24 protein-coding genes and 1 pseudogene are annotated in these 25,521 nt (G+C 42.3%); 20 read left to right on the top strand and 5 right to left on the bottom strand.

The features are described from left to right. Positions 1-17: 17 nt before the first annotated feature. The 3 genes from ACFSUO_RS01780 (at position 18) to ACFSUO_RS01770 (ending at position 2,929) form a co-directional block, all read left to right on the top strand. A complete protein-coding gene (locus ACFSUO_RS01780) occupies positions 18-467 on the top strand; it encodes a PaaI family thioesterase (protein WP_382390460.1) in 450 nt (149 codons plus the stop codon). A 242-nt stretch (positions 468-709) separates the two neighbouring features. Next, positions 710-1,903 (top strand): DUF4317 domain-containing protein, encoded by a 1,194-nt coding sequence (locus ACFSUO_RS01775; RefSeq protein ID WP_382390458.1) that lies wholly within the window; start codon positions 710-712, stop codon positions 1,901-1,903. A gap of 81 nt (positions 1,904-1,984) precedes the next feature. Continuing rightward, positions 1,985-2,929, top strand: a complete 945-nt coding sequence (locus ACFSUO_RS01770; RefSeq protein ID WP_382390456.1) for a nucleoside hydrolase — start codon at positions 1,985-1,987, stop codon at positions 2,927-2,929. 124 nt (positions 2,930-3,053) lie between these two features. Here ACFSUO_RS01770 and ACFSUO_RS01765 read toward each other — a convergent pair whose 3' ends face one another. Continuing rightward, positions 3,054-3,617, bottom strand: a complete 564-nt coding sequence (locus tag ACFSUO_RS01765) for a sigma-70 family RNA polymerase sigma factor (protein ID WP_382390454.1) — start codon at positions 3,615-3,617, stop codon at positions 3,054-3,056. Between the two features lie 402 nt (positions 3,618-4,019). On the opposite strand from ACFSUO_RS01765, the gene ACFSUO_RS01760 reads away from it, so the two are divergent. Beyond that, complete coding sequence (locus tag ACFSUO_RS01760; RefSeq protein WP_382390452.1) at positions 4,020-4,337, top strand: hypothetical protein; 318 nt, start codon at positions 4,020-4,022, stop codon at positions 4,335-4,337. A 139-nt stretch (positions 4,338-4,476) separates the two neighbouring features. Further along, positions 4,477-5,076, top strand: coding sequence for a DNA-3-methyladenine glycosylase (locus ACFSUO_RS01755; RefSeq protein WP_382390450.1), 600 nt, complete (start codon positions 4,477-4,479; stop codon positions 5,074-5,076). Positions 5,077-5,318: 242 nt separating this feature from the next. Here the strand turns inward: ACFSUO_RS01755 and ACFSUO_RS01750 are convergent, their stop codons facing one another. Beyond that, entirely contained in the window at positions 5,319-5,666 is a 348-nt protein-coding gene (locus ACFSUO_RS01750) for a winged helix-turn-helix transcriptional regulator (RefSeq protein ID WP_382390448.1), read from the bottom strand. A gap of 201 nt (positions 5,667-5,867) precedes the next feature. Between ACFSUO_RS01750 and ACFSUO_RS01745 the strand changes: the two genes are divergently transcribed. From ACFSUO_RS01745 to ACFSUO_RS01715, 7 genes are all read left to right on the top strand, one after another. Beyond that, positions 5,868-6,935 (top strand): LLM class flavin-dependent oxidoreductase, encoded by a 1,068-nt coding sequence (locus ACFSUO_RS01745; protein ID WP_382390446.1) that lies wholly within the window; start codon positions 5,868-5,870, stop codon positions 6,933-6,935. A gap of 34 nt (positions 6,936-6,969) precedes the next feature. Continuing rightward, entirely contained in the window at positions 6,970-7,536 is a 567-nt protein-coding gene (locus ACFSUO_RS01740) for an NADPH-dependent FMN reductase (protein ID WP_382390444.1), read from the top strand. A gap of 250 nt (positions 7,537-7,786) precedes the next feature. Continuing rightward, positions 7,787-8,491 carry a maleate cis-trans isomerase family protein gene (locus ACFSUO_RS01735; protein WP_382390442.1) on the top strand — a complete coding sequence of 235 codons (705 nt, stop codon included), beginning with the start codon at positions 7,787-7,789 and terminating at the stop codon, positions 8,489-8,491. 104 nt (positions 8,492-8,595) lie between these two features. Beyond that, on the top strand, positions 8,596-9,072 hold the full coding sequence (locus ACFSUO_RS01730; protein WP_382390440.1) for a TRAP transporter small permease: 477 nt from the start codon (positions 8,596-8,598) through the stop codon (positions 9,070-9,072). A gap of 38 nt (positions 9,073-9,110) precedes the next feature. Further along, complete coding sequence (locus tag ACFSUO_RS01725; protein WP_382390438.1) at positions 9,111-10,385, top strand: TRAP transporter large permease; 1,275 nt, start codon at positions 9,111-9,113, stop codon at positions 10,383-10,385. 78 nt (positions 10,386-10,463) lie between these two features. Beyond that, positions 10,464-11,531: a TRAP transporter substrate-binding protein gene (locus ACFSUO_RS01720; protein ID WP_382390436.1), complete on the top strand. Its 1,068-nt coding sequence runs from the start codon at positions 10,464-10,466 to the stop codon at positions 11,529-11,531. Between the two features lie 158 nt (positions 11,532-11,689). Continuing rightward, entirely contained in the window at positions 11,690-12,892 is a 1,203-nt protein-coding gene (locus tag ACFSUO_RS01715) for a M24 family metallopeptidase (protein WP_382390434.1), read from the top strand. Positions 12,893-12,985: 93 nt separating this feature from the next. Here the strand turns inward: ACFSUO_RS01715 and ACFSUO_RS01710 are convergent, their stop codons facing one another. After that, a complete protein-coding gene (locus ACFSUO_RS01710) occupies positions 12,986-13,783 on the bottom strand; it encodes an N-acetylmuramoyl-L-alanine amidase (RefSeq protein ID WP_382390432.1) in 798 nt (265 codons plus the stop codon). A 424-nt stretch (positions 13,784-14,207) separates the two neighbouring features. Then, the gene (locus ACFSUO_RS01705) at positions 14,208-16,271 is read right to left on the bottom strand and encodes a catalase (protein WP_382390430.1); all 2,064 of its coding nucleotides are present in this window, start codon (positions 16,269-16,271) and stop codon (positions 14,208-14,210) included. Between the two features lie 201 nt (positions 16,272-16,472). Between ACFSUO_RS01705 and ACFSUO_RS01700 the strand changes: the two genes are divergently transcribed. Both ACFSUO_RS01700 and ACFSUO_RS01695 read left to right on the top strand, forming a co-directional pair. Beyond that, positions 16,473-18,566 carry a catalase gene (locus ACFSUO_RS01700; protein WP_382390428.1) on the top strand — a complete coding sequence of 698 codons (2,094 nt, stop codon included), beginning with the start codon at positions 16,473-16,475 and terminating at the stop codon, positions 18,564-18,566. Between the two features lie 184 nt (positions 18,567-18,750). Then, positions 18,751-18,969 (top strand): hypothetical protein, encoded by a 219-nt coding sequence (locus ACFSUO_RS01695; protein ID WP_382390426.1) that lies wholly within the window; start codon positions 18,751-18,753, stop codon positions 18,967-18,969. Between the two features lie 194 nt (positions 18,970-19,163). Here the strand turns inward: ACFSUO_RS01695 and nhaC are convergent, their stop codons facing one another. After that, positions 19,164-20,573, bottom strand: coding sequence for a Na+/H+ antiporter NhaC (nhaC, locus tag ACFSUO_RS01690; protein ID WP_382390424.1), 1,410 nt, complete (start codon positions 20,571-20,573; stop codon positions 19,164-19,166). A gap of 242 nt (positions 20,574-20,815) precedes the next feature. Between nhaC and ACFSUO_RS01685 the strand changes: the two genes are divergently transcribed. The 6 genes and pseudogenes from ACFSUO_RS01685 to garR all read left to right on the top strand — a co-directional run bounded on the left by ACFSUO_RS01685 (position 20,816) and on the right by garR (position 25,505). Further along, positions 20,816-21,274 (top strand): divergent PAP2 family protein, encoded by a 459-nt coding sequence (locus ACFSUO_RS01685; RefSeq protein ID WP_382390422.1) that lies wholly within the window; start codon positions 20,816-20,818, stop codon positions 21,272-21,274. 100 nt (positions 21,275-21,374) lie between these two features. Beyond that, positions 21,375-21,689, top strand: coding sequence for a YolD-like family protein (locus tag ACFSUO_RS01680; RefSeq protein ID WP_382390420.1), 315 nt, complete (start codon positions 21,375-21,377; stop codon positions 21,687-21,689). Positions 21,690-21,994: 305 nt separating this feature from the next. After that, a pseudogene (locus ACFSUO_RS01675) lies at positions 21,995-22,456 on the top strand (HD-GYP domain-containing protein); the annotation flags it as partial. Further along, positions 22,448-23,140: an HD-GYP domain-containing protein gene (locus ACFSUO_RS01670; RefSeq protein WP_382390740.1), complete on the top strand. Its 693-nt coding sequence runs from the start codon at positions 22,448-22,450 to the stop codon at positions 23,138-23,140. The pseudogene ACFSUO_RS01675 and the gene ACFSUO_RS01670, both read left to right, overlap by 9 nt. A 223-nt stretch (positions 23,141-23,363) precedes the next feature. Then, on the top strand, positions 23,364-24,536 hold the full coding sequence (locus ACFSUO_RS01665) for a peptidase (RefSeq protein WP_382390418.1): 1,173 nt from the start codon (positions 23,364-23,366) through the stop codon (positions 24,534-24,536). 78 nt (positions 24,537-24,614) lie between these two features. Further along, a complete protein-coding gene (gene garR, locus ACFSUO_RS01660) occupies positions 24,615-25,505 on the top strand; it encodes a 2-hydroxy-3-oxopropionate reductase (RefSeq protein WP_382390416.1) in 891 nt (296 codons plus the stop codon). The last annotated feature ends 16 nt before the right edge of the window (positions 25,506-25,521 follow it).

The following is a 25,521-nucleotide window of genomic DNA, read 5'->3' as shown; positions in this document are numbered from 1 at the left end:
CATCGGGGGGAGGTACCTTGAAACATGTAATTGATGAAAGTGAAATGCACGAGCGGTACAAATCGGAAATCTTTGATGTGATGGAAAATGAACCATATGCTCGTTTTTTAGGAATTAAATTAGTCAAAATTAGCGAGGGGAAGGCAGTTGCAAAACTGAATGTGAAAGACTATATGCTAAATTCACATGGTACAGTGCATGGAGCAATTATATTTGCCATTGCTGATTATGTTTTTGCTTCTGCCTGCAACTCTTATGGTAAAACAGCTGTAGGCCTATCAACTACTATTAACTATATGAAAGCTGGGAAGAAAGGAAGTTGCCTCCAAGCAACAGCAATAGAAGAGAAGAAGAACCATAAATTAGGGTGGTATAAAGTAGAAATAGAAAGCGATGAAGGGTTAATTGCTACGATGGAAGCGGTGGCCTATCGCAAAAGTCAATATTTTGTTCCAACAGAAGATTAACTCCCCGCACGTTTTTTCGTATACTACAGACCGGGCACAATAGTCGTCTTTGCTTCTTTTGCTGTTTGGCTTCTCTTTTCACCTATTGAGAGAGGATAAATGTCATTTTGTTTATGGTTGTTTAAGAAATGTTTTACTAGTATTTACTATAAACTGCAGGAAAAATAGTTCGCTTCTATGATAGAATAAAAGAAATGTGTACGAAAAACACACCTGATTATCAACATAGGAGTGGAACAATTTTGGACAAAAATGACATAGCAAATATCCGGAAACAATTCAAAGTAGATAATGATTTGTTGGAAATACATGACATTTTTAATGTGTACATCATGAAAGAATCGAGTGATATTTACCATCACCAGAGTGTACCATTTGAAATGCTGGAACAGGAACAGAAAGAATTGTTTATGGATAACTTTAAAAAAGTATTATCCGGTCAATTAGATGAAAAGTTATTTGAATTAAAGTTTCAGCGCGATGCGGAAAACAACAGTCAGCTCATTCTCCATCAAGCCCTATTAAGTAATGATACAGAAGAATGGAAAGGGCAAATGCTTAAGCTCGTCGAAAAAATGCTGAAGGATAAGCAATATGAAATGGATATTGTTGTAACCTTTATTCGCGGAGAGTATATGAAACCGATGAAGCGTCAGAGTGAAGAGGCCGAAGAAAGTGAGCGGGATACCGTTTATTCTAATCCCTTTATTCTATGTAGTATGAATAAAACGCAGGATCCGAAAAAAGAGTTACTGTTTGATTATGTGGAAAAGGAGTTTAAGTATAATATTGTCGTCGATCCAATTATTAATCTGAAAGCTCCTATATCAGGATTTCTATTTCCTTCTATCACAGATAGTGCTGCCGATGTTAACCACGTTCTTTATTCGGCAGGGAAGAAGAATGAACCGAGTTATCATTTTATCGAAGAAGTGTTAAATGCGGAAGAAATTATGACTGCCGCACAGGATAAGTTGGTTTTTGAGGAAATTGTAAAAAACGTAGCTGGTGATCAAGCAATCAACACATCCACACTATCGAATGTTTATGATGAAATTCATCGGGTCGTGGAAGAAAATGAAGAGGAAGATGTACCGAAATTAGACTACAAAGATGTAGAAAACGTTTTAACAAGCAGCGGAATAGAAGATGTCAATACGGAGAAAGTAGAGTCCGCTTTTAAAACGGTGCTTGATGATGAACGTTATGAGTTTAAAGCAACCAACGTTGTTCCGAAATATGATTCCAAATCAATCAAAATTGAGACAAAAATAGCGAATATCTCCATAAGTCCACAAGATTTAAGATATGTACGTCAAGTCCATTTCAGCGGGAAGCGCTACTTAATGATGGAAGTTGACGAGAATGCGGTGATTGAAGGCTTCGAAATGATCCCGGAAGCTTTGTTTCAAAAAGCGCCAGAGGATGAAGAATGATACGCTGAAGTCGATACTAAGGGAACAAAGACGTTGTAAGCCAAAGAAGGACAGGAACTTTGAATGAAGGTGGGAACAGGGATGCAAAATCAAACGAACGTCATCTTAGACTGCGATCCGGGCCATGATGATGCCATATCGATTATTTTAGCGGCTTCAAAGATAAGCCCTCTCAAAATAGAAGCAATTACGACCGTTGCTGGGAATGTTGATGTTGGAAAAAACACATTGAATGCGCTCAGGGTATGTGACATCGCAGGATTAACCGAAGTGCCTGTCGCACAGGGATCGTCGAAACCGTTGCTCAACAAGATGGAAATTGCTGAAGAAATACATGGGGAAACGGGGTTGGAAGGCCCGGCACTTCCGAATGAACCCAGCAAACAAGCCGTTGATCAGCATGCGGTTGATCTGATTATTAGTAAAGTGATGGCATCAGATGGAGATATAACGCTAGTTCCAACCGGCCCATTAACGAATATTGCCCTGGCAATGATTAGGGAACCGAATATTATCCCGAAAATCAAAGAAATCGTCTTAATGGGAGGCGGTACATTCGGTAATTGGACTCCGGCTGCTGAATTTAATATTTACGTAGATGCCGAGGCTGCAAAAGTAGTCTTTGAAAGTGGTGTGCCCATTACGATGTTTGGTCTGGACGTGACACATCAGGCCTTGGCGACACAGGAAACGGTTGACGAACTATCTGAAATAGATAATCCAGTTGCTCATTTTGTTGTGGATTTATTGAAATTTTTTATCAAGACAAATCAAGATGTTTTTGGAATGGATGGCGGTCCCATTCATGATGCGTGTACAGTGGCATACTTGATCGATCCTTCTATTTTTGATTTTAACCATGTACGGGTGGATATTGAAACCAGAGGGGAATTCACATATGGCATGACGTGTGTTGATACGCTTGGTGTAACCAATAGAGAACCAAATGTGAAATTCGCCCATCAGTTAAAGCCGAACAAATTCTGGAAGATGTTTGAAGAAGCATTAGAATCCTATTCGGCATAAGCTGCCAGCTCAACAAGGCTGGCAGCTATTTTTAATACGAAGTGTTCCAAATCTCTCCGCAGAAAGTTCTCTTAACTAACCCTGCAAGTACTCCGCCAACAACCGCCCATACTCTTCCTACTTATCAATCATAGTCTTCCAGCGATAGCAATCCACGTAAATGCGGATCCTTCAATTTTTTCTTCACTTCCCGTCCCCAGTTTTTTACTGCGTCAACTGTCGTATTTTCCTGTTCGGCGATTGTTTTGTAGGGCATTTCCTGAATAATTACGTAATAGACCCATTTCCATTGCTTGTCCGTCAATTGGGACTGGAGGTTTCCCCAAAGACTGGAGTCTTTTAGCGGAAGGGGCTGGTCGGCCACGATAGGACGGGAACCTTCTGTACCACGGTGGTAATTACCATCGGTGTATTGAGTTCTTTGTTCGTGAGCGGCCTCCTGGTGGATCTCATTTTGCCGGGTATCGCGGCGGATGCGGTCAATCAGGCGGTTCCGGATCATATAATTGAAGTACGTTGCCATGGGGCCCTTGTCCGGTTGATACGTTTCATAGGCATTCCAGAGCGCGACCAATCCTTCCTGAAAGAATTCTTGATGCGGATCGCGGATGTGCATCTTGTGAATTTGATAATGAATCCGTCGCTCGTTTTGCTTAAAAATCTCTTCAAATGTCAGTTTATTGTCCATGTGATAGCTCCTTTGCAATTTGGATAGAACGCTTCTACCCTTACAATCGAAATGGGGAGGCAAAAGGTGTCATGATTTGGGAAAGTTTTTTATTTTTTCTTGGATACGTGAGAGGCAGGGTATATTATTTGTTATTTTCAGTTTTATTGGTATACTAAATAGAAATCCACCCCACCTCATAAAAACTGCAAAGGAAGTGCACCAATGCCCCTAACAGCACTGACTAATCCCTCAGATTATATGCGTTATGTAACACCCCACAATCCTTTTGTAGCAGCACTTTTAAGTATACACTAAACAAGAAGAAATTTAATTAGGAATGATCTTCAGGACGCTTGTTTCGTCAAACTATTTTATTTATAAAATTTAGTTGCCGGATTAATTTTTGAGGAGTGCTATAAAATGAAAAATATTAATTCTCCGGAAGAGTTATTTGAGGAAATGAAAAAGATAAACAAAAGCAATTCTGTCGCAAAGTTTTTTGTGCCAGGTAAAGGGAATTTTAAATTGGTTTATGAAGAAAATGAAAAAACAATTCAAGAAGAAGTGGAAGAAGATACTGAACTAAAAGAGATGATCCAGGAAAGCAGAAAGGAATACAAGGAAGGTAAGTATAAGACTACTGGTGAAATTATTGACAAAATATCCGGTAATACAAAGTCATCTGAATCGCTGGACGCTCTTTTTGGTGATTTAGACGATGGCCAGGATGGGTATTAAACGAATTGAAAGAAAATGTTGAAGGAAGGGCGGACTCCCTATTGGCTTGATCGCGGGGAGATTGAACAGATGTATGTAGAAGTATAAAATGTGATTAAAAAATGACGCAATTCTATTATGAGATACAAGGAGAAATACCATGCACAATCCACCAGAGCCACTAAATAAATCATTTTATAATCAGCCGACACTCCAACTGGCGCAGTCATTGCTTGGGAAATTGCTGCTGAAGGAAACTGATGCTGGACTTGCTTCCGGATTTATCGTGGAAACAGAAGCATACCTCGGCCCTGACGATCGTGCGGCACATAGCTTCAATAACAAGCGAACAAAACGAACGGAAATCATGTTCGGTGAAGCCGGTCATGCGTATACCCATACAATGCATACACATTGTCTTATTAACGTTGTAACCGGTGGTATCGGTCACCCGGAGGCAGTTTTAATTCGGGGTGTGGAGCCGTATACGGGGCAGGGATTAATGGAAGGACGGCGCCCCAAGGCAAAGAAGAAAAGGCAATGGACGAATGGCCCGGGCAAATTAACAAAAGCACTTGGCATCACGATGGATGATTATGGACATGCATTAGATCAGCGTCCGCTGTGGATTGCCGATGGAAAAATGATAGAGACCTCACAAATCGCGTCAGGTCCAAGAATCGGGATTGATAATTCCGGAGAGGCCAAACATTATCCATGGCGCTTTTGGGTTGCTGGGAATGACTTTGTTTCCAGATGAAACAGTGAACAGTGTCCGGGGACTGTCCGCTAAGTTTAATCAAGTGATATCCTCATAAAAAAACACCTTCATTGCAATAAAGGTGTTTTCGTTATGTGTTACTGCTTATTCATGTTACGGGGACTTTTTTAAAAAGATCCGTATCCGGCCATTCACGCATCAATAGCGTGTGACTAAATATCGGAATGATCTCTTCAATGTGATGCGTCCTGCCAAGCACACGTACGGTTCCTGTTGTTGTTTCAACCACGTTCTTCCTTCATTTTCTGCTGTTTATGCAGCACATGCTTGGTTCCCCATTCATGCATGGCAGCTAGAATCGGTTCCAGACCTTTACCATATTCGGTAATGGAATACTCGACTTTTGGCGGCACTTGTGGGAAGACAACCCGCTCGACAATATCCTCATCTTCCAGTTCGCGCAACTGTTTTGTCAGCATCTTCTGGGTAATACCGGGTACATTCCGTTTCAGTTCACTAAATCGCTGTGTGCCATCATTCAATAAATGCAGCAAGATAATTGGCTTCCATTTTCCAACTAAAATTTCTAAAGCATCCTCCACACGGCACAATTCCGGCTCTATTTCCATCTGGTTCTCCTCCATTAGTATCTTTTTGTATACTATATGACATGAAAGTGCGTACTTACATTTTGCATTATTATACTCTATAATAACATCGTAAAGAATAGATAGAAAGGCGGAATGATACGGGAGCACAGGTTGCTCGTACGGTCATCACGGACTGGGACAAGAAGCCTGTCCCCATGTCTCGAAGAAAGGTTGAGATGAATGGAAAATTATCGTATAGATCCGAGTAAAGGGTTGGAGTTTGGTTTATATACGCTGGGGGATCATCTGCCCGAACCTGCGACGGGAGAGCGAATTTCTGCACAGCAGCGCATTCATGAAATTATTGAATTGGCGAAGCTGGCCGAAGAGGCGGGAATTGATTTCTTCAGTGTTGGTGAAAGTCATCAAGATTATTTTGTGACACAGGCGCATTCGGTAGTTCTATCGGCTATTGCGCAGGCAACGGAAAAAATAAAAATTGCAAGTTCCTCGACGATTATCAGCACGCTGGATCCAGTTCGGGTGTATGAAGACTTTGCAACATTGGATCTGATTTCAAAGGGGCGGGCGGAGATCATTGCCGGTCGTGCATCCCGAATAGGAAACTTTGATTTACTAGGCTATGATCTGCATGATTATGAAGACTTGTATGAAGAAAAATTTGACCTGCTGCAGAAGATAAATGAAGAGGAAGTGATCAACTGGAGCGGCCAGTTCCGGGCACCGCTGAAAAATGCGCGGGTGCTGCCGCGACCGCTAAATGGGTCAATGCCAATCTGGCGTGCGGTCGGCGGAACCCCTGCCAGTGCGATTAAGGCGGGGTATGCTGGTGTTGGGATGTTCATGGCTCATCTGGGCGGCCCGGTGTCGGTCTTTAAGCGTACGGTTGATGCGTATCGGGAGGCTGCACAGCATAGTGGCTTTGATCCATCTGAACTGCCTGTGGCGACGGCGGGCTTTTTCTATGCGGCTGAAACCTCGCAGCAGGCATTGAGGGACATGTATCCGCATATTAATGAAGGTATGAAGCGAACGAATGGACAGGGCTTTCCAAAACAGCATTTCGCACAGGGCGTCGACAAGCATAATGTCATGAATATCGGCAGTCCACAGGAGATCATTGAAAAAATACTTTACCAGCATGAGCAATTTGGTCATCAGCGCTATATCGCACAAATGGACTTCGGTGGTATGCCATTTGATAAACTGAAGAAAAATATCGAACTGATCGGGACAGAAATTCTACCAGCTATCAAAAAATATACGAAAAAGGGAGGGGGACAGTAAACCTGTCTCCGCTTCCCGCTAGGAGGATGAGGTTATGAAGCTTGTTGGGTTGTCGGGGTCGATTGTCGGCTCGAAAACGAGAACGGCTATGAATTATGCTGTTAAAACGATTTCCGAAACGTATCCGGAAGCGGAAGTGACACTGCTTGATTTAGCTGATTATGATATTCCGTTTAGTGACGGACGGAATTATCTGGAGTATGAAGGGGATGCTGGCTATGTAACGCAGACGCTGATGGAAGCAGATGCGATTATTATTGGGACACCTATTTTTCAGGCGTCCATACCAGCGACATTGAAAAACATATTTGATCTGCTTCCAGATAGTGCATTCCGCGATGAAGTGGTCAGTATCCTTGTAACGGCAGGGTCAGCCAAGCATTACTTAATTGCGGAACAGCAGTTAAAACCGATTTTAACGTATATGAAAGCACAAATTGTTCAAACGTATGTCTTTATCGAAGAAAGGGATTTCTACCGGAAAGAAATTACGAACGAGGATGTGTTATACCGGATCGAGCGTCTGGTGGAAGATACCGTTGTTCTAACGGAAACGTATAGGCGCATACAGGAAGAAAAAGAAGCGGAATATGATTTTTAGCAAATGCCCCATGGCAAAAAATATCGCCATCTTTCCACAAGAAAGAGATGGTGATATTTTTTTATTTCCGGAATAGACTTGACAATAAAAATAAGTTGTAAATTTAAAATATTGTATTGACATTCAGAATTATGCAAATTATAATTTAGTTACTAAATGTCGACAGTCGACATTAGGGTCGTTTTTTTATCATTAACCAGAAAAGAGGGTGACCCATTTGCAGCACTTGCCATATGGATGGAGGGGAAAATTGGGCCTGGTTTACATTGCTTCTGCTTGGTCTATGGAGGCTGAATTTTATGCTATGGCTCCGTTGGGGGTTTCGGCACATACGACAAGAGTATCTTTAGGTGATGATCCGGAACATTTCACAGTTCATGATTTGGCGAATTTAAAGGACAAAACCATTGAGGCTACTGCATTGTTGGCACAAGCGCCTTTAAACGCAATTGCTTTTGGCTGTACCAGCGGAAGCTTTGCAAATGGAGTGGCTTATGATAACGAACTGATAGGCAAAATGGAAGAAGTTTCTGGAGGTATTCCTTGTACAACGACATCTGCATCAGTTGTGGAAGCATTAAATGCCCTTCATATTAATAAGATTGCCATAGCCACCCCCTATGAAAAATCGGTTTATACATTGGCACGTAAATTTATGGAAGATAGTGGATTTACCGTCACAAATGTTACTGGGTTAGGATTAAGCAATGATTATACTATCTCTTCTTTGGATGCTCAGACCATCTATAAAATGGCGAGAGAAGCTGATACAGAGGATGCGGAGGCACTCTTTATTTCATGTACCGGGCTGTCAGCTGCATACATTATTGATGCGTTAGAAGAAGATCTGAGGAAGCCTGTCATTATTTCTAATCAGGCTACATTCTGGCAAAGTTTAAGGTTAAGTGGAATTTATCGTGTTATTCATGGATTTGGGAAATTGATGCAAACTTGACAATATTCCTTAATGATTGGAAAATAAAGAAAAGTGTATGCGCATACATTAAAAAACTCGAATCTATCTCAAATGATTCAGGAAAAAGGTGGTGATGCAGGAGCATGGGTAAGAAAATTGATAAGGTGTGGTCCGAAATAGAGAAGGGGATTTTAAGTATTACAACCCTGTTAATGACGTTCATGCTGGTAGGGAACGCTGTCAGTCGTTACTTCTTTAGTAAAAGTTGGGGGTTTTCGGAAGAGGCTGGACGGTTGGCTATTGTTGTGATGACCTTTGTTGGGATTAGCTATGCAGCTCGAAAAGGGATGCACATTGAGATGTCCGGGTTTTACGACATGATGCCAGAAAGATATCAGCGAGTGCTTACGATTATCATCAACATAGTTACAACAATTGTCATGCTTATCAGTACCTATTTAAGCTTTCAGTATGTTGTACATTTATACCAAATTGGTGAGGTTTCATCCATTCTTCGTATACCTCTTTATCTCGTAATGAGTTTTATTCCATTAGGGTTTTTCCTGGCGGCAGTCAGGTATTTCATTGATTTTATAAACGTTACATTTAAGCGGGTTTAAGGCTTGATAAAACAGCAACTAACGGGGGTTATTTTGTTTTGTTATGGTGGATAATGCTTTTAATACTGGCCATGCTCTTTCTTAAAGTTCCGATAATGGTGGTGTTGATCAGTGCGGTACTGCTTATGATGGCTACATTGGCTCCGAATCTGGATACCGTTATTTTTGTACAACAGCTTGTAACAGCGATTGATTCCTATGTTCTCTTGGCCATTCCGATGTTCATTTTTACTGCTGACATTATTGTAGAGGGGAAAACGGCTGATCGTCTGTTGGATTTTGTCCGAGATATTTTCGGTCATATTCGAGGGGGGACAGGCATAGTAACGGCAGCCACCAGCACATTATTTGGTTCTGTATCTGGTTCATCACAGGCTACAATAGCAGCCGTTGGGCCACCAATGCGGAGACGGGCTTTGGAATATGGTTATACAGATTCCCATATAATGGGTAACATTGTAAACTCTGCTGGTATTGCCATTCTTATTCCGCCAAGTATTGTGATGATCTATTACGGCATGTTGACTGGTACCTCCATAGGCGAACTTTTTATTGCAGGTCTGATACCTGGGGTTATGATTTTTCTCGGGTTTGCCATTTACGAATACATTATTGCCGTCCGCAGGGATTTACCTGTGCAGCCAAGGGCAACAATTCGCCAAATATGGTCATCATTTCGGAAGGCCTTTTTAACATTTGGGTTCCCGGTTCTTATTCTGGGTGGTATTTATTTAGGGATATTCAGTCCGACAGAAGCGGCGGCTTTTTCTGTATTATACGCGATCATTCTGGAAGTATTTATTTTTCGATCGGTTAAGTTAAGGGATCTGTACTCGATTGCTGTCTCAACGGCGGTTGTTACGAGTGTTGTGTTTATTTTGTTAGCTGCGGGTGGCGCTTTTTCATGGATTATTTCTTATTTGAGAGTGCCACAAATGCTGACAGAAGCAACCTTGGGAAGTGATCCGTCACAGCTCCAGGTTATATTGATTATGTCGCTGTTTTTCCTCGTTTCGTGTATGTTTGTGGACTCATTAGTTGCGATAGCTATTTTAACACCAATCTTTTTCCCACTGGTCACGCAAATGGGGGTTGATCCGGTTGCAGTTGGGATATTGGTAACCATGCAAGCGACACTTGGAACAGTGACACCACCATTTGGGGTGAATATATTTACCGCGTGTGCGATTTTTCAGCAGCCATATGGAAAAGTGGTTAAAGGTATTATTCCTTATATAGTAATCTTTGCGGTGATTAATCTCATTTTAATCTTCTATCCGGATTTTATTACCGCTTATCGATCCATTCTTTAAACGTTTCACATTGTATAGGAGGTGTTTAGGGAATAGTAAGAAGTTAAATTGGGTTGAAAAAATGATAGGGGGAGAAAAATGCTTAACAAAACAAGACTCATTTTTGTACTGTTCGTAGGATTGATGGCCATCGTGAGCATTGGATGCAGTGATAGTGGAGGGGATGGTGATGCAGACGCCAGCGGTGAAGGCAGTATAACGATTAAGTTCGCCCATGAAGAGGGGCAGGGTGATGTTCAAGATTTATATGTGAATAAATTTAAGGATCTGATCGAGGAAGAAACAGACGGACGTATTACAGTAGACGTTTATACTGCTGGAACACTCGGCGGGAATGACGACATGTTCACCCAACTGCAGACAGGGGCCATTGATTTTGCTATTTCATCCCCAGGCTTTACAGGAGATGTTATTCCGGAGACACAAGTCATGGCAATTCCTTTCCTGTTCTCAGATAACTTAGAAGTCAATAAAAAAGTTTTAGATGAAAGTGAAGCTTTATATGGAACATTAGCAGATAAATATAAAGAAAAAGGAATCACGCCATTTAAGTTTTGGCTGGAAGGATTTATGTACTGGACAGCTAACCAACCGATTAAAACACCTGAGGATATGGACGGCTTAAAGATGCGTGGAATGCCTACTCCTCTTATTATGGAGTCCTATAAACAGTTCGGAGCAGACCCACAGGGCATAGATTCGGGTGAAATTTATACGATGCTTCAAACTGGCGGGATTGATGGTCAGGAAAACCCGTTATTTTATATTTACAGCAGCAAGTTTTATGAAGTACAGGATTATTTAATAGATTCAAAGCATCATATTTACACAACGGCAACTCTGGCGAACTCTGACTTTCTGAACTCCCTTGATGAGGCTGATCAGGAACTTATTCGTGACACCATACAGGAAGTAAATGATTGGTCATTCAGCATGCAGAAGGAAGAACAGGAAAAGGCCATGAAGGGAGTGAAGGAATCCGATATCAACATTATTGAATTAACGGAAGAACAAAGAGCTGCCTTTAAAGAGTTATCCATGCCTGTGCGTGAAACGTATATCGAAGAGGGCGGAGAGGATGCTGAAGAAATACTGAAAACAATCGAAAAAGAGATTGAAGAAGCAGAAAAAGAAGTAGGTGAATAGGATGCCTTAGACATTAGGCTTCCGTGTTGTACATGGTAAAAAAAGGGTACCTGCTAAACGCAGTGCAAGTATTCCCATACCTAGTCGCAGTGTTTATTCGTTTATAAAACTTTGAAATACGGGAAAAGGTCCCGTTAGAGAAAAGGAGGTTGCCGACCATGTTATTCAGCCACAATGAATATACGAATCGACTGCAAAGAACCAAGGAGAGAATGGAGGAAGCGGGGGTTGATGTGTTACTTCTAACCAACCCTTCTAACATCAATTATTTGTCAGGGTATGATGGGTGGACGTTCTATGTGGATCAGATGCTGTTAGTCTTCAGTGACGAAAAACAGCCTGTTTGGGTTGGAAGGCTTATGGACGCGAAGGCTGCTAAACTGACTACTTGGTTAGATGACGACAACATTATTCCTTATGGAGACAAATATATTCATTCCAGTGTAAGACATCCAATGGAGTTTGTAGGTGACGTTTTAACACAATTTGGCTATGGAACGAAACGAATTGGACTGGAGATGGAGTCGTACTATTTTTCTGCGTTGTGCTATGAGAAATTGCGCAATAGGCTCCCGGATGCAACGTTCCTGGATGCGAGCTTGCTGGTCAATTGGGTGCGTCTGATAAAGTCGGATCTTGAGATTGAATATATGAAAACGGCTGGAAAAATCGTTGAAAAGGGCATGACGTCGGCAATTGATGCTATTCAATCCGGGGCAAGGCAATGTGATGCTGCGGGAAGTATCTATCAAAGTTTAATTTCTGGGACGAAAGAATTCGGTGGGGACTATCCAGCAATTGTGCCGCTGATTCCTACAGGGGAGGGAACATCTACCCCACACCTGACATGGACAGATAGAAGTTTTAAGCATGGGGAAATGACCATTATTGAAATTGCAGGATGTTATAACCGTTATCATTCGCCGTTAGCACGAACTGTTTCGCTTGGAAAACCAGACCCGCGAATGGAGTATGTATCGAACGTTGTTGTGGAAGGGATTAATGCTGCCCTTGATATTGTGAAACCGGGCATTTACGTTGAAGAAATTGAAGCTGCCTGGAGAAATGTCATTTCCAGACACGGAATCGAAAAAGAGTCCCGGATTGGCTACGCGATGGGACTTAGCTACCCTCCAGATTGGGGAGAGCATACGGTCAGTATCCGGGAAGGTGATAAGACAGTCCTGCAGCCAAACATGACTTTCCACATGATTCCTGGTATTTGGCTGGATGATTCTGGTGTTGAGCTGAGTGAATCCTTCCGCGTTACGAATGAGGGTTGTGAGGTATTGGCTGATTTTCCAAGGGAACTTGTTGTTAAGGAAGATGGATATATTGACCCATGGAATCAATATGCCTGATGTGTCATACACGGAAGTCTAATGTGGAATAAGGTGCCAAAACCCAGCTTATGAGGACCTGTCAGGGGGGAACATATCCCCCTTGGCAGGTTTTTAATTCACAGCCGTAATGAATGCATCTTCAACCCCGGCATTTTTGACTTTCTCCAGCTGTGCCTCGGCGTTATTCCGATTTGAAAAAGCACCGGCCTGCACGCGATACCAGCGTTCGCCGGACATGGTGACCGCTTCAATAAACGATTCGATTCCGTTTGATTGAAGGTGGGACTCCCGTTTTTCTGCGTTTTCTTTCGATTGAAAGGAACCGGCGACGACTTTGTAAAGTGTCCCGTCCTCTTTTTTACGCTTTAGGTTGAATGCTTTTGCCAGACCATTCACATGCCCCTGTGCGACCGTTTGCCGCCAGGAAGGATCCCTCATCAGTTTTGCATCATGGTCATTGTCGATAAACCCATTCTCTGTTAAAAGTGCTGACATCGTTGTTTCCCGCAGTACATGAAAGTTTGCTTTTTTCTGTCCGCGGTTCCGAAGCTGATTTACTTTTGTAATTTCGCTGTGCATGATGTCCTGATAACGAGCAGTGGTAGAGGAGTCAGACAAGCTGCTGTGAATATAATCCTCATACCCTTGAGCTGATCCATTAAAGGAATTACAGTGAATGGATAAATAATAATCCGCACCCCAGGAATTGGCTTCATTTGTCCGCTCGTTTAAACTTTTGGTGCTGTCACCAGTACGGCTCATACGTACGTCCGCATTCGTATAATTGTTTGTTAAAAGATTGCGGATGCGACGTGCAATGTCCAGTGTAATATCCTTTTCTTTCAATCCATTTCCTTGGGCACCTGGGTCTGACCCGCCGTGTCCCGGATCAACATAAATTTTCATCAAAAATCCCCCTTCTGTTTCATAATCTTTTCAGTCATATTCTATTAATAAGAAGCGAATGGCAATTGGACAAAATGGTCAGATTTGACGAAATTGAGCAAAGTGACGTAGACGACGTTCCTACTGTGACAGAATGCGCCGGGTTAAAGAAGGGCGCATTATTTGTGCAGCTGCTGCTTCGGGTGACACTTTTGCTTGTCCGCATGCGATTGTATGGGTACCAGCACTTCTTATAACTACAATCGGGTGGCGGTGGGAAAAAGTGTTGTGTGGGTCAGGGGGTTTGGTATTCTAGGTCGTCGTTTTACCAATAAGATTGTTTAATTTTTCCATGATACCAATATCGGAATATTAACACTACCTGAAAATAAAAAAAGCGCAGCCATTACAGGCTACGCTTATGATTGAGGGGGATTTTTTGTATATCCTATTTTCTTTCCCAGAAACGCTGCTGTGCAATGACAGAGACAAAGTCTTTTCCGAAGTTGGGATTACTTGTGGCAAAAACGACACCAGCTAGGTTATTTTCTTCTGATGCCTGAATATAAGACTGCCCTAAAGAGGCAACACCAATTGGTTTATAGTGTGTATATGCATGATCTACGAAATTCGTTATGTCTTGATTGAATTTTGCTTGATTCAGAGAACTGCCGCCAACGACGTAAAGTGAGTCAAGCAGATAAGGGCTCGTTGTAAGAAATGTTTTATCAACTTTGAGTTTTGTGCCATCAGCTCCTGTAACCGTGCCAAGTTTTTCACTGACAATATCAATAAAAACACCACATTGCTGTAGATAGTTAAGCACATTTGTTACCTCTTTACCGTTGAAACCGTTGCCAATAAGTACACCGACTTTTTGCGTATATGCGTAATATGGTGTATTGAAAATGCTGAGGGAAGGATAACTTGTTGAAACAGGGACATTAGTTCCACTTGGATGTTCAACACCCACATTGTCAGCAACAATACATGCCATCTCCCGATCAACGTTGACGAGCAGATTAACAGCTTGCTGACGAACAAATTCACGTTCCACCCGTCCGATCTGATAACTGAGTGCTTCAATCAAGTGCTGTTTTTCAATCGCCGTCATGCTATTCCAGAATATCCTTGGTTGCGAAAAGTAATCCTTGAACGATTCACTTCGGGCCCGAATTTTGTGCCCTTCGACTTTCTCTGGATAATGTTCATAGCCGCCTTTTTCCGGTGGGGTGGTGTAGGGGGTATTATTTGCCATCGAATTTTCATGATACCATACCTTATCAACGTCGATTGAAAAGTTATTACCACCTCTTCGCTGATTATTATGAAATGGGCAGATTGGTTTATTGATTGGTAATTGCTGATAATTCGGACCAAGCCGATGATAATGTGCAGGCAGATACGCAGCTAACCTTCCTTGCAAGACAGGATCATTGGAAAAATCAATGCCCGGAACAACATTTCCAGGGCTGAATGCCGATTGCTCTGTTTCCGCAAAGTAGTTATCCACATTTTTATTTAATGTCAATTTGCCAATAAGCTGAACCGGCACGACTTCTTCCGGCCAAAACTTTGCAGGATCGAGCGGATCAAAGTCGTATTTGAATTCATCTTCCATTGCAATCAGCTGGACACCTAATTCATATTCCGGATATGCACCACAATCAATTGCCTCCCTTAGATCCCGCCGGTGGAAGTCCGGATCAATTCCACCGATTTTCTGAGCCTCATCCATAAGCAGCGCATGCTCTCCAAGAACAGGTTTCCAAACAAACCTTACAAAGGTTGCTTTCCCTTCTTCATTGACAAACAGGTACGTATTAATCGACCACGATGCCATCATTCGATAGTTTTTTACAACGCCCCGATCTGACATAATCCATAGGGTCTGATGGATCGATTCCGGATTATTGGCGACATAATCCCAAAACGTGTCGTGTGCGCCGGTAGCTGTTGGCATATCATCACGTATATTATTGAAATACGCATGCATTGCATCTGGAAATTTCATCGCGTCTTGATTAATAAGTACAGGATTATTAATCGTCGTCAGATCATAATTTCCTTCTTCTGTATAAAACTTGGCGCCCCAGCAACGCATATCCCTTGCCGTATCCTTGGACCCTCTTCTCCCTTGTACGGTAGAAAACCGGTTAAATACAGGGGTTTTTTTTCCAGCTTCCTGTAAAAATCCAGCTTTGGTCACATGCTTCATGGACTGATAACATTCAAATTCCCCATGTGCTCCGTAACCTCTTGGATGAACCACTCTTTCCGGTATCTCTTCTTTTACAAAATGTGTCATTTTTTCAAAATAATGATGGTCTTCATGTAATGACGGGCCCCGTGCACCGACTTTTAATTGGTTTTGATCTTCTGATATTTTTCTCCCTTGATTGGTCGTCATCGGTTTTCCTGTGTTTACTTTGCGGTATTGATCCAGCTGCTGTTGTTTGAGATTTTCACGATGTCTTTCTTCGTTTTCGTTTCCTGATGACTTATCATCCATGTGATTGCCTCCTTAGTCATAAATATTCACTTTATAAACGTATGTATCTTTTCTGAACTTATTCATTCAATGTTGGAGTGGAATCATCGAATGAATATGTAGTTACATCCTTTTCAAAATGGGAATTTTAATGAATATGTTCGGAAAATAGGCATATGTATGTAATTGGAGTTGAGAATTTAACAACAGGAGGGTGATGACATGAGTAATTCATCCAACAACAATAACAGCAATGATGAGAATAACGAGCGGGGATTTCACAAGGATCCTAAAGATGAGCAGCTGGAACAGTATCGTGAAAGTAATACAGGTCCAGGGGAGAAAATGACTGATGACAACGGTGTAAGGGTTTCGAATGACCAGACTACTTTAAGGGCAGGACGGCGTGGGCCAGGGTTATTAGAAGATTTTCATTTCTATAAAAAACAGACGCATTTTAACCGGGAACGAATACCAGAAAAGGTAGTTCACGCCAGAGGTTTCGGGGTTTATGGAGAGTTTGAAACATATAAATCACTTAAACACCTTACCAGTGCACATTTTCTAGCAGAAGCAGGACGAAAAACTCCCGTATTTGTTCGTTTTTCTAACTTTACCGGAAATCGAGGATCAAAGGATACGGCAATTGATATACGCGGTTTTGCAACCAAATTTTATACCCAAGAAGGCAATTACGATAATCTGGCACTCCAATTTCCTGTTTTCATTCTTGCGGATGCGATGAAATTTATGGATGTAGCCCATGCCGCTAAACCGGAGCCGAATTATCATATTCCGCAAGCCTCTGTTGCTCACGATAATTTTTGGGATTATGTAGCCAATAACCAGGAATCAGCACATATGGTGATGTGGCTAATGTCCATGCGCGGTCGTCCGAGAAGCTGGCGCATGATGGCAGGATGGCCGATCAATACGTTTCGGTTTGTTAATTATGAAACCGGAAAATCAACCTTTGTCCGGTTTAAATGGATACCTAAACTGGGTGTTCATTCGTTGCTATTGGATGAAGCAAATATTATCGGAGGGGTCGATCCGGACTTTCATCACCGGGATATTGTTGAGGCAATCAAAAAGGGAGCGTACCCTGAGTATGAACTTGGTGTGCAGTTGATTGCTGAAGAAGATGAATTTAAATATGACTTTGATATTCTTGATGATACGAAACTTTGGCCAGAGGAAGAAATTCCTGTTGAACGAATTGGTAAGATGACGTTGAACCGGCTCATTGACAACTGGTTTGCAGAGGAAGAGCAGTCAGCATTTGACCCGGCCAGTGTTGTTCCGGGAATTGACTTCACCAACGATCCTGTCCTGCAGGGCAGAGCAATTGCTTACCGGGATACAGAATTATATCGGCATAACTCAGCCAATTTCATGAACCTTCCAGTTAACAAACCAATCGCAGAACAAAACTATAACCTCAGAAGAAACCGTTTGAGACACCGAATTGATGTGGATCATGTAAACTATCATAATAATTCATTAGCTGGAAATACACCGGAAGAAGCCTCTCCAGAAAAAGGTGGATACGTCAATTACCCTGGTAAAGTAGACGGCCACGTGACGAGGGAACTTCCAAGTGAATCGTTTTATGACTTCTTTTCACAAGCAAGACTTTTTTGGAACAGCTTGTCGGCACCAGAAAAGAAGGATCTTGTGGAAAACTTCAGCTATCATCTTGGCAGGGTCGACAGTAAATTCGTCCGGAAACAAAATGTCGATATGTGGGCGAACGTTGATACGGAGATGGCATGTACAATTGCTGACAATATTGGTGTCGAACGCCCAAGTGGGTCCCATGTTCCAGTTGACAAATGCTCGCCAGCCATTAGCCAGACAAACACGCCGCATTCTGCCTACACACAAAAAGTAGGTGTTTTAATCGGAAACGGATTTAATGGGGAAGAAGTAAGAAAGACGCTGGATATCCTGCACCACCATGGCGTTTTTATAGAAATCATCAGTGAGGATCTTGGTATTGTCACAGGGGCAGATGGTACGAAATTGGAAGTAGACAAAACATTCCTCACCACATATCCTGTTTTATATGATTCCCTTTATGTCGTTGGTGGAAGTTCTAAATATGAAGCGAAATTCAGGCAAAATATTACGAACTTCCTTGATGAAGCATACAAACATTATAAACCGATTGGGATCGCAACTACTGCGGATGGCTATATTCAAAGAAGCTCATATAATAATTTGGAAGGAGTCGTTTTTGCCGCGAACAACCGGGACTTTGGTCAGGATTTCGTCTGGGCAATCGCACAGCAGCGTTTCTGGGGAAGGGAGTAAAGAGAACAGCCAAGTCTAAAAAACTTCCATGCCAAGAAATGCATCGGAAATTTTTTGCGGGACGTGGGGCAGGCTCCGTGTCCCCGGGGTGTGCGCTGCACTGGGGACGATCAACCTGTCCCTGTCTCCCGGCATTTATATCACTGGCCTCCTTTGGTTATAGTACCATTAGGAGGTGAAAATTATGGCTAAGAAAAAAGAGCACAATGAGGAAAAAGTCAATACAAAACTGGGCGGTATGGGGCTGTATGGCACAACTTCCAATGAAGAAATAGCCGGTTACAAGACTTCAGGAGACATTGAAAATGCCGGAAAACCAGATAAGGGCTTTCACGAACCGAAAGAAAACGATGATACCGCACCAACATCCTCCATCAAAGAAGGAAATCAGGAGGATTATTAACGGACTTCTTTGTTCCGGAGTTTTATGTTGGGTTCCAGAAGGGCTTTGCCATTTCATTGGTTAGAGCCCTTTTTTTAATTTTATCCTCTTACAACGAAGAAAAAGCGGCGTCATCAATGAACGAAAGCGGGACGAAGGATGTACCTCTGTCCCGCTTACCTGAACTGGGACAAGGAGCCTATCCCCACGTCCCATTATCCAGTTTCTTGTTGTGCGGTTGCTGGTTTTGTTTTTAAATAGGCGATGCTGTAGCCCAAGGTTGCGAAAACGATAGATATAATTGGAACGGCAAAATTAACAATTGCGTATGGTGCATATTGAAAGGCGCTGACACCAAGCGTTCCGAATATAAATACTCCGCATGTATTCCAAGGCACAAAGACAGAAGTCAACGTTCCACCGTCTTCCAGTGCGCGTGATAAGTTCTTCGAGTGCAGGTTCCTTTCTTTGAATACATCACTGTACATCCGGGATGGGACGACGATCGAGATGTATTGTTCCGAACAAGTAAGGTTCGTGAAAAAGCTTGATACAATGGTTGTCGGGATTAATCCTTTGGCTGATTTGGTTAATTTCAAAATCTGGCTCACAATTGCATTCAAAATTCCTGTATGTTCCAGGATTCCGCCATATGTCATGGCAACAATCGTCAATGACACAGTATACATCATTGATTCAAGTCCGCCACGGGTGAACAAGTTATCAACCATTGCATTTCCGGTTTCCATGACATATCCGCCTTGAAGTGCGCTAAACGCATTCGCAAATGTGTCCCCTTGAACAAGAACCTGACAGATGACCCCTAAAACAATGCCGATAATCAATGCCGGAATGGCCGGCACTTTTCTGGCTACAAGCACAATGACGGCAAGTGGTACCAGCAACAGCCACGGGGAAATAAGGAAGTTCTCCTGCATTACTGCCGCCGTTTGGCTGATATCCCCCTGGGAGACCGAACCCCCGCCAAAATTATTTCCTAAAAACCAGTAAACAATTAAAGCGATTACAAGACCGGGCACAGTCGAGTACAGCATGTGTTTAATATGCTCGAATAAATTGGTTTCGGTAAGACCTGCCGCCAGATTGGTTGTTTCCGAAAGCGGTGACATTTTATCACCAAAATAAGCACCGGAAATAACGGCACCCGCAACCATTGCTGCCGGTATGCCCATGGCAGCGCCAATTCCCATTCCAGCAACTCCTATGGTTCCCATTGTGGACCATGAACTTCCAATCGATAGTGCGACAATGGCACAAATGATGCAGATCGTTACTAGAAACAGGGAAGGGGTGATCATTTGCAAACCATAATAAATCATGGTAGCGACAACCCCGCCTCCAATCCAGGAGCCAATAATCATCCCGACGAGCATAATAATGATTACCGCCGGCAGTGCCAATCTGATCCCTTTGTACATGCTTTCTTCAATATCTTTCCACTGAAAGCCTGCATTCCACGCCACAAGGGCAGCAGTTACCGTTCCGATAATCAGCGGAACATGCGGTGCCCCTTCAAAAACAACAATCGTGACTGCCATGACGGTAATCATGACAACCAACGGGATAAGTGCCTGCAGTAATGATATTTCTTTGTTCTTTCCCATTGTATTCCCTCCCCAATATCCCCAGATGTTTAAGTATAAGTTTCAGAAAAGATGCATCAGTAATCGCTTCCAAAATAGTGAAAATTAGAGAAAATAATAAGCTAGTTAATTATATGACTAGTTTAAAATATTGTCAAACAATGTCGAGAAACCTGTTTTAAAGTAATACAATATAATTCTCGAACAATTATGATGCATAAAAGTGAATGGGCTGCGTCATTTTAAACTTGAGGTGAACGTATATGTTGAATCGTGCGATTACGACAGCTTTGATTGGGATTGGGGCTGCACAATTCTTGAAAATTCCTCTCCATTACAAGGAGACGGGCTCATGGGAGTGGGAAAAACTGTTTGGTTCCGGTGATATGCCGAGTTCGCATTCTTCGGCTGTTACGTCACTGACAACCTATATAGCGCTGCGGAAAGGGATATCCTCAACTGATTTTGGTATTAGCAGTATTTTTAGTCTGATTGTTATGTATGACGCCATGGGGATACGCTGGCAGGCCGGGCAAACGGCTATTGCTGTGAACGATATGTATGAACAATTGGAAAAGCTTGCAGATCACCATCCTGATATTGCCTATAAAAAACGGGAAAAAGAGCTGAAAGAAATGCTTGGTCATATGCCGAATGAAGTAGGTGGCGGAGCCCTGCTGGGAATAGGGATAGGCATCCTCAGTTATTTTGCTCAAAAATAACGTGTTTAACTTTCGAAAAATAAAAAGATGTTCAAGTTCAAGTTGAAGGGAAGGATTTTTTGTGCTAAAATAAGAACACTTGTTTCCTTGGGGTGCTAATATGTCTGATGTGAACGATCGTGGAACAAAAAAATGGACGGCTATGATGCTGCCGGAGCATGAAGAATTGCTGCGGAAGATGTGGGCTGAGCAGGAATATAAAGAAAAGCCAATACTGGACGAACAGCAAAAAGAGGAAATAGATGCACGGCTGCAAGCGGCCGTGAATAACGATCTGACGGTAGAAGTAAAGCATTACAACGGCCGGGATTTTCTTACAAATAAAGGTAAACTGACAAGAATAAATCAGGAACAACTGTGGCTGGGAGATGAATCTATCATTAAACTGGCTGATGTTTTGGATGTGTATATTTAATGACTCCACGTTTGTAAGCTGCAGCTGTTACTGATTAGCAAGGGGGATCTGAAAAGAGATAGACGAAACTCTTTCATTTTTGCTAAGTTATGTTAGAATAGGCATAAAGTTGCAGGATTATCTTTCTTAGTGATCATCCTTGCTCTATTACGTTTTTTTCATTATTCGACTTTGTACTAGTTGACAGCTTTTATTTTTTTAATATTCATGAAGTGGCTAATCATTTATAGAATGCTAGAGAGGACACTAGAATGCAGAACAAGCTGAGGAAGAATTCAACATTACTAAATTAAGAGAAACGTACGACTATATGGTTCTTGTGGCTTTTTTATATTATTTATTTTGCTTATGATATAGCTTATTATTACATATTGCCTGAATTTCCGTGGGAAGTCGAGCAAAAATTATTAAATGATGGAATGGGTTATTGGTCTTATATTATAATGCTAGGCCTACTACCTATAGTTATTTATTTAATGCATTATAAAAAAATATGGATGATAAAATATATTTATTTTGTAACATTTACGATAATGAATATTATAAATGATATTTGGATTTATTGGGGGAGTGAAGCTACATACAGTAATGGCAATGTGATTGAAGTGATAATAGTTTTATTTGCCCCTATATTTGTGAATAAGTATTTTTTTACTTTTGTATCCTTAGGTACCACCCTGAAATTCATCATTGTTGGTTTGGCTATAAAAGATTTGGTGGTTTTATTTCCGCTAATTTTAGTTGTTGTTTTATCCATAATGGGATATATCCTTCTACATCGTTTTCTAAGCTATGTGTCAGCAGTGGAGACATCTTACGACAGACAGCTTGAGGGAATTGTAAAAGGAGTTATTGCAACACTGGAATTGAAAGACCCCTATACACGCGGACATAGTGAACGGGTAGCTCAGTATGCCATGATTCTAGCTAAAGCGACAGGTAAGTTTAAAGTGGACGAGTTAAAATATTATTATTACGCCTGTTTGCTGCACGATATAGGGAAGGTTCATATTCCTGATTCGATTTTGACCAAGCCTGGAAGGTTAACAGATGAAGAATTTGAATTAATCAAAACACACCCATCTGTCGGAGCAGACGCTGTTCGGGATGTGGAAGGAATTGCTGATAATATTGATGTTATCAGACACCACCATGAACGATGGGATGGGGGAGGATATCCAGACGGATTAAAAGGCACAGAGGCGTGTTTCTTGGTCAGAGTGACGGCTATTGCGGATGCGTTTGACGCAATGACTTCTTCGCGATCGTATCGGGCTGCTTTGCCTCTGGATGATGCTTATCAAGAAATAGTTTCCGGTAGAGGGACTCAATTCGACCCAGATTTAGTAGATGTATTTAAACAAGTATATCCTTCATGGGTAGAGTATCATGAACAATATCATAAATATGAAGAGAACCTGAACCATGAAAAAGCAGCACCTACTTATTGAGGGAGGTGAAATGAGATGAAAATCCGTAAGCTTCATAAAATTAAAACCACTTGCTGGTGGTGTATTTGGGTCGGACGACCATGATCAGTGGATGCTACCAAGCTAGCATCCTATTTTTACGACCTAAGCTGATGGAAGCCGGCTTCTTGCCGTTTTCTGCCATTAATTTATCAACGGTTTTCACGAATCTATCAGCGCTTTCCGCCAGGGGGGTGAACAGAACATGGACCTAACGTTGCAATCAGAAATAACATTGTATCCCTTATCGATTCGGGAGGATAAAAAGCATTATATCGTGGAAGAGCCGATGTCGGGGGACTTTTTTGAGATGCCGGCTGTTTGTATTGATGCGATCCATTTAATCAATCAGGGGGAACCGCTGGATAAAATTGAGCGTCAGCTTGAAGCGCAGTATCCGGAAGAAGAGGTGGCGCTGGTTGGGTTTATTGAACAGCTTGTGGAGCTGGGCCTGGTGAAAGAAGTGGATGGAGAGGCGGTACCGGTGGCTAAGAAAAGGCAGTCGCCGAGCGGGTTTACCTGGTTACCTGCCGGGGTTGGCCGATTTTTCTTTAATCCCATTACAACGAAATTTTACATAGCGATCTTTTGTATCAATTTACTGCTGATTATCATGAATCCGCAGCTTTTGCCCGCGTATCAGGATTTATTTCTATTTGATGTGATGACGTTTAATATGCTGCTGTATATGGGTATTAGCCTGCTTTTGATTATAATGCATGAATTCGGCCATATTCTGGCGGTGCGTTCGCATGATTTGCCTGCTGCGCTGGAAGTGGGCCGGCGGTTGGTATTTGTGGTCTTCCAGACGGATTTGACGTGTGCGTGGCAATTGGCGCCAGAACAGCGGAATAAGTTGTATCTGGCTGGTATTTGTTTTGAGCAGGTCATTGTTCTGATAGCATTTGTCATCCAACTGGCTGTGGGTGAACAGACGCTTATTTCCGGTGTTTTAGCGCTTGTGGTATTGGATATTTTTATAAAAACGATTTATCAGTGCTGTTTTTATATGAAGACGGATATGTATTATCTCTGTGAAAACATGACAGGGAGTTACAATCTGATGGAAAATGGCAAACAGTATTTACGCAAATGGATTCCGTTTATTAAACAGGATTCGACGACAGAAACGTTTGCAGGGGAAGCGAAAACAGTACGATTGTATGCACTGTTTTACAGTATAGGGCTGATCCTGACAGCTGGCTTGTTTTTGTTTTATTTTATTCCGCAGATTGGTTATGCCTATGCACAGACATTGCCGGAGTTGCTTGATCCGACCGGAAATCCGCTCTTTTGGGATGCGGTTGTTTTTGTTGGGCAAACGTTTCTGCTAGGTGGTTTATTCCTTTATGCCTGGCGCAAACCCGGGACCTCCTGATCATAGTGATTCTATGTGATGGGGGTTTTTTTGTTTATTTAGAAATTTACTGTAAAATGGGAGATAACAAGGAGGGGATTGGTCGTGAAAATAGGTTTTGTCGGTCTTGGTATTATGGGGAAGCCGATGTGCCAGAATCTCATGAAGGCGGGCTATGATCTGGTCATTTCCAGCAGTAATCCGGATACAAACCGGCAGCTTCAAAAAGAAGGTGCCAATGTTGTTAGCTCGTATACGGATTTGGCTGCTGCGTCGGATGTCATGATTACGATGCTACCCAACTCGCCGGAAGTAAAAGAGGTTATTCTTGGACAAGGGGGCCTGAGGGATGGAGCAAGATCCGGGTCTGTTATTATTGATATGAGCTCAATTGCCCCGACAGTGAGCCAGGAGGTTGGCAAAGCGCTGGAGGAAAAAGAGATTGGTTTTCTGGATGCCCCGGTTAGCGGTGGGGAACCAAAAGCAATTGATGGAACCATTGCGGTGATGGCCGGTGGAGCGGAGGAAACGTTCCAGAACTGTCTGCCTATCATGGAGACAATGGCCGGATCGGTAGTAAGAACAGGTGACATCGGATCGGGGAATGCCACAAAATTGGCCAACCAAATTATTGTGGCGCTTAATATTGCTGCTGTTTCGGAAGCGATGGTGCTGACAAGAAAGATGGAGGTTGACAGTGAACTCGTCTATGAAGCGATACGCGGCGGGCTGGCCGGCAGCAATGTTCTGGATGCCAAAGCACCGATGATGATGGAACAGAATTTTGACCCAGGCTTTACCATTGATTTGCACTTGAAAGATCTGAACAATGTGCTGGAAACGTCCGGTGATATTGGCGTGCCGCTGCCATTGACAGCCTCCATTAAGGAAACATTGCAGGCGCTTCAAGCTGACGGCCAGGGGGACAGTGATCATGCGGCGGTTGTAAAGTTTTATGAAAAACTGGCAAACATGACAAATGATAGCTGATAATGGAACAACTTGA

This window comes from Lentibacillus juripiscarius, assembly GCF_042685205.1.
GTDB lineage: Bacteria > Bacillota > Bacilli > Bacillales > Amphibacillaceae > Lentibacillus > Lentibacillus juripiscarius.
Note: the sequence above shows the minus strand (reverse complement) of the source record. Positions and strands in the feature narration are given on the sequence as shown.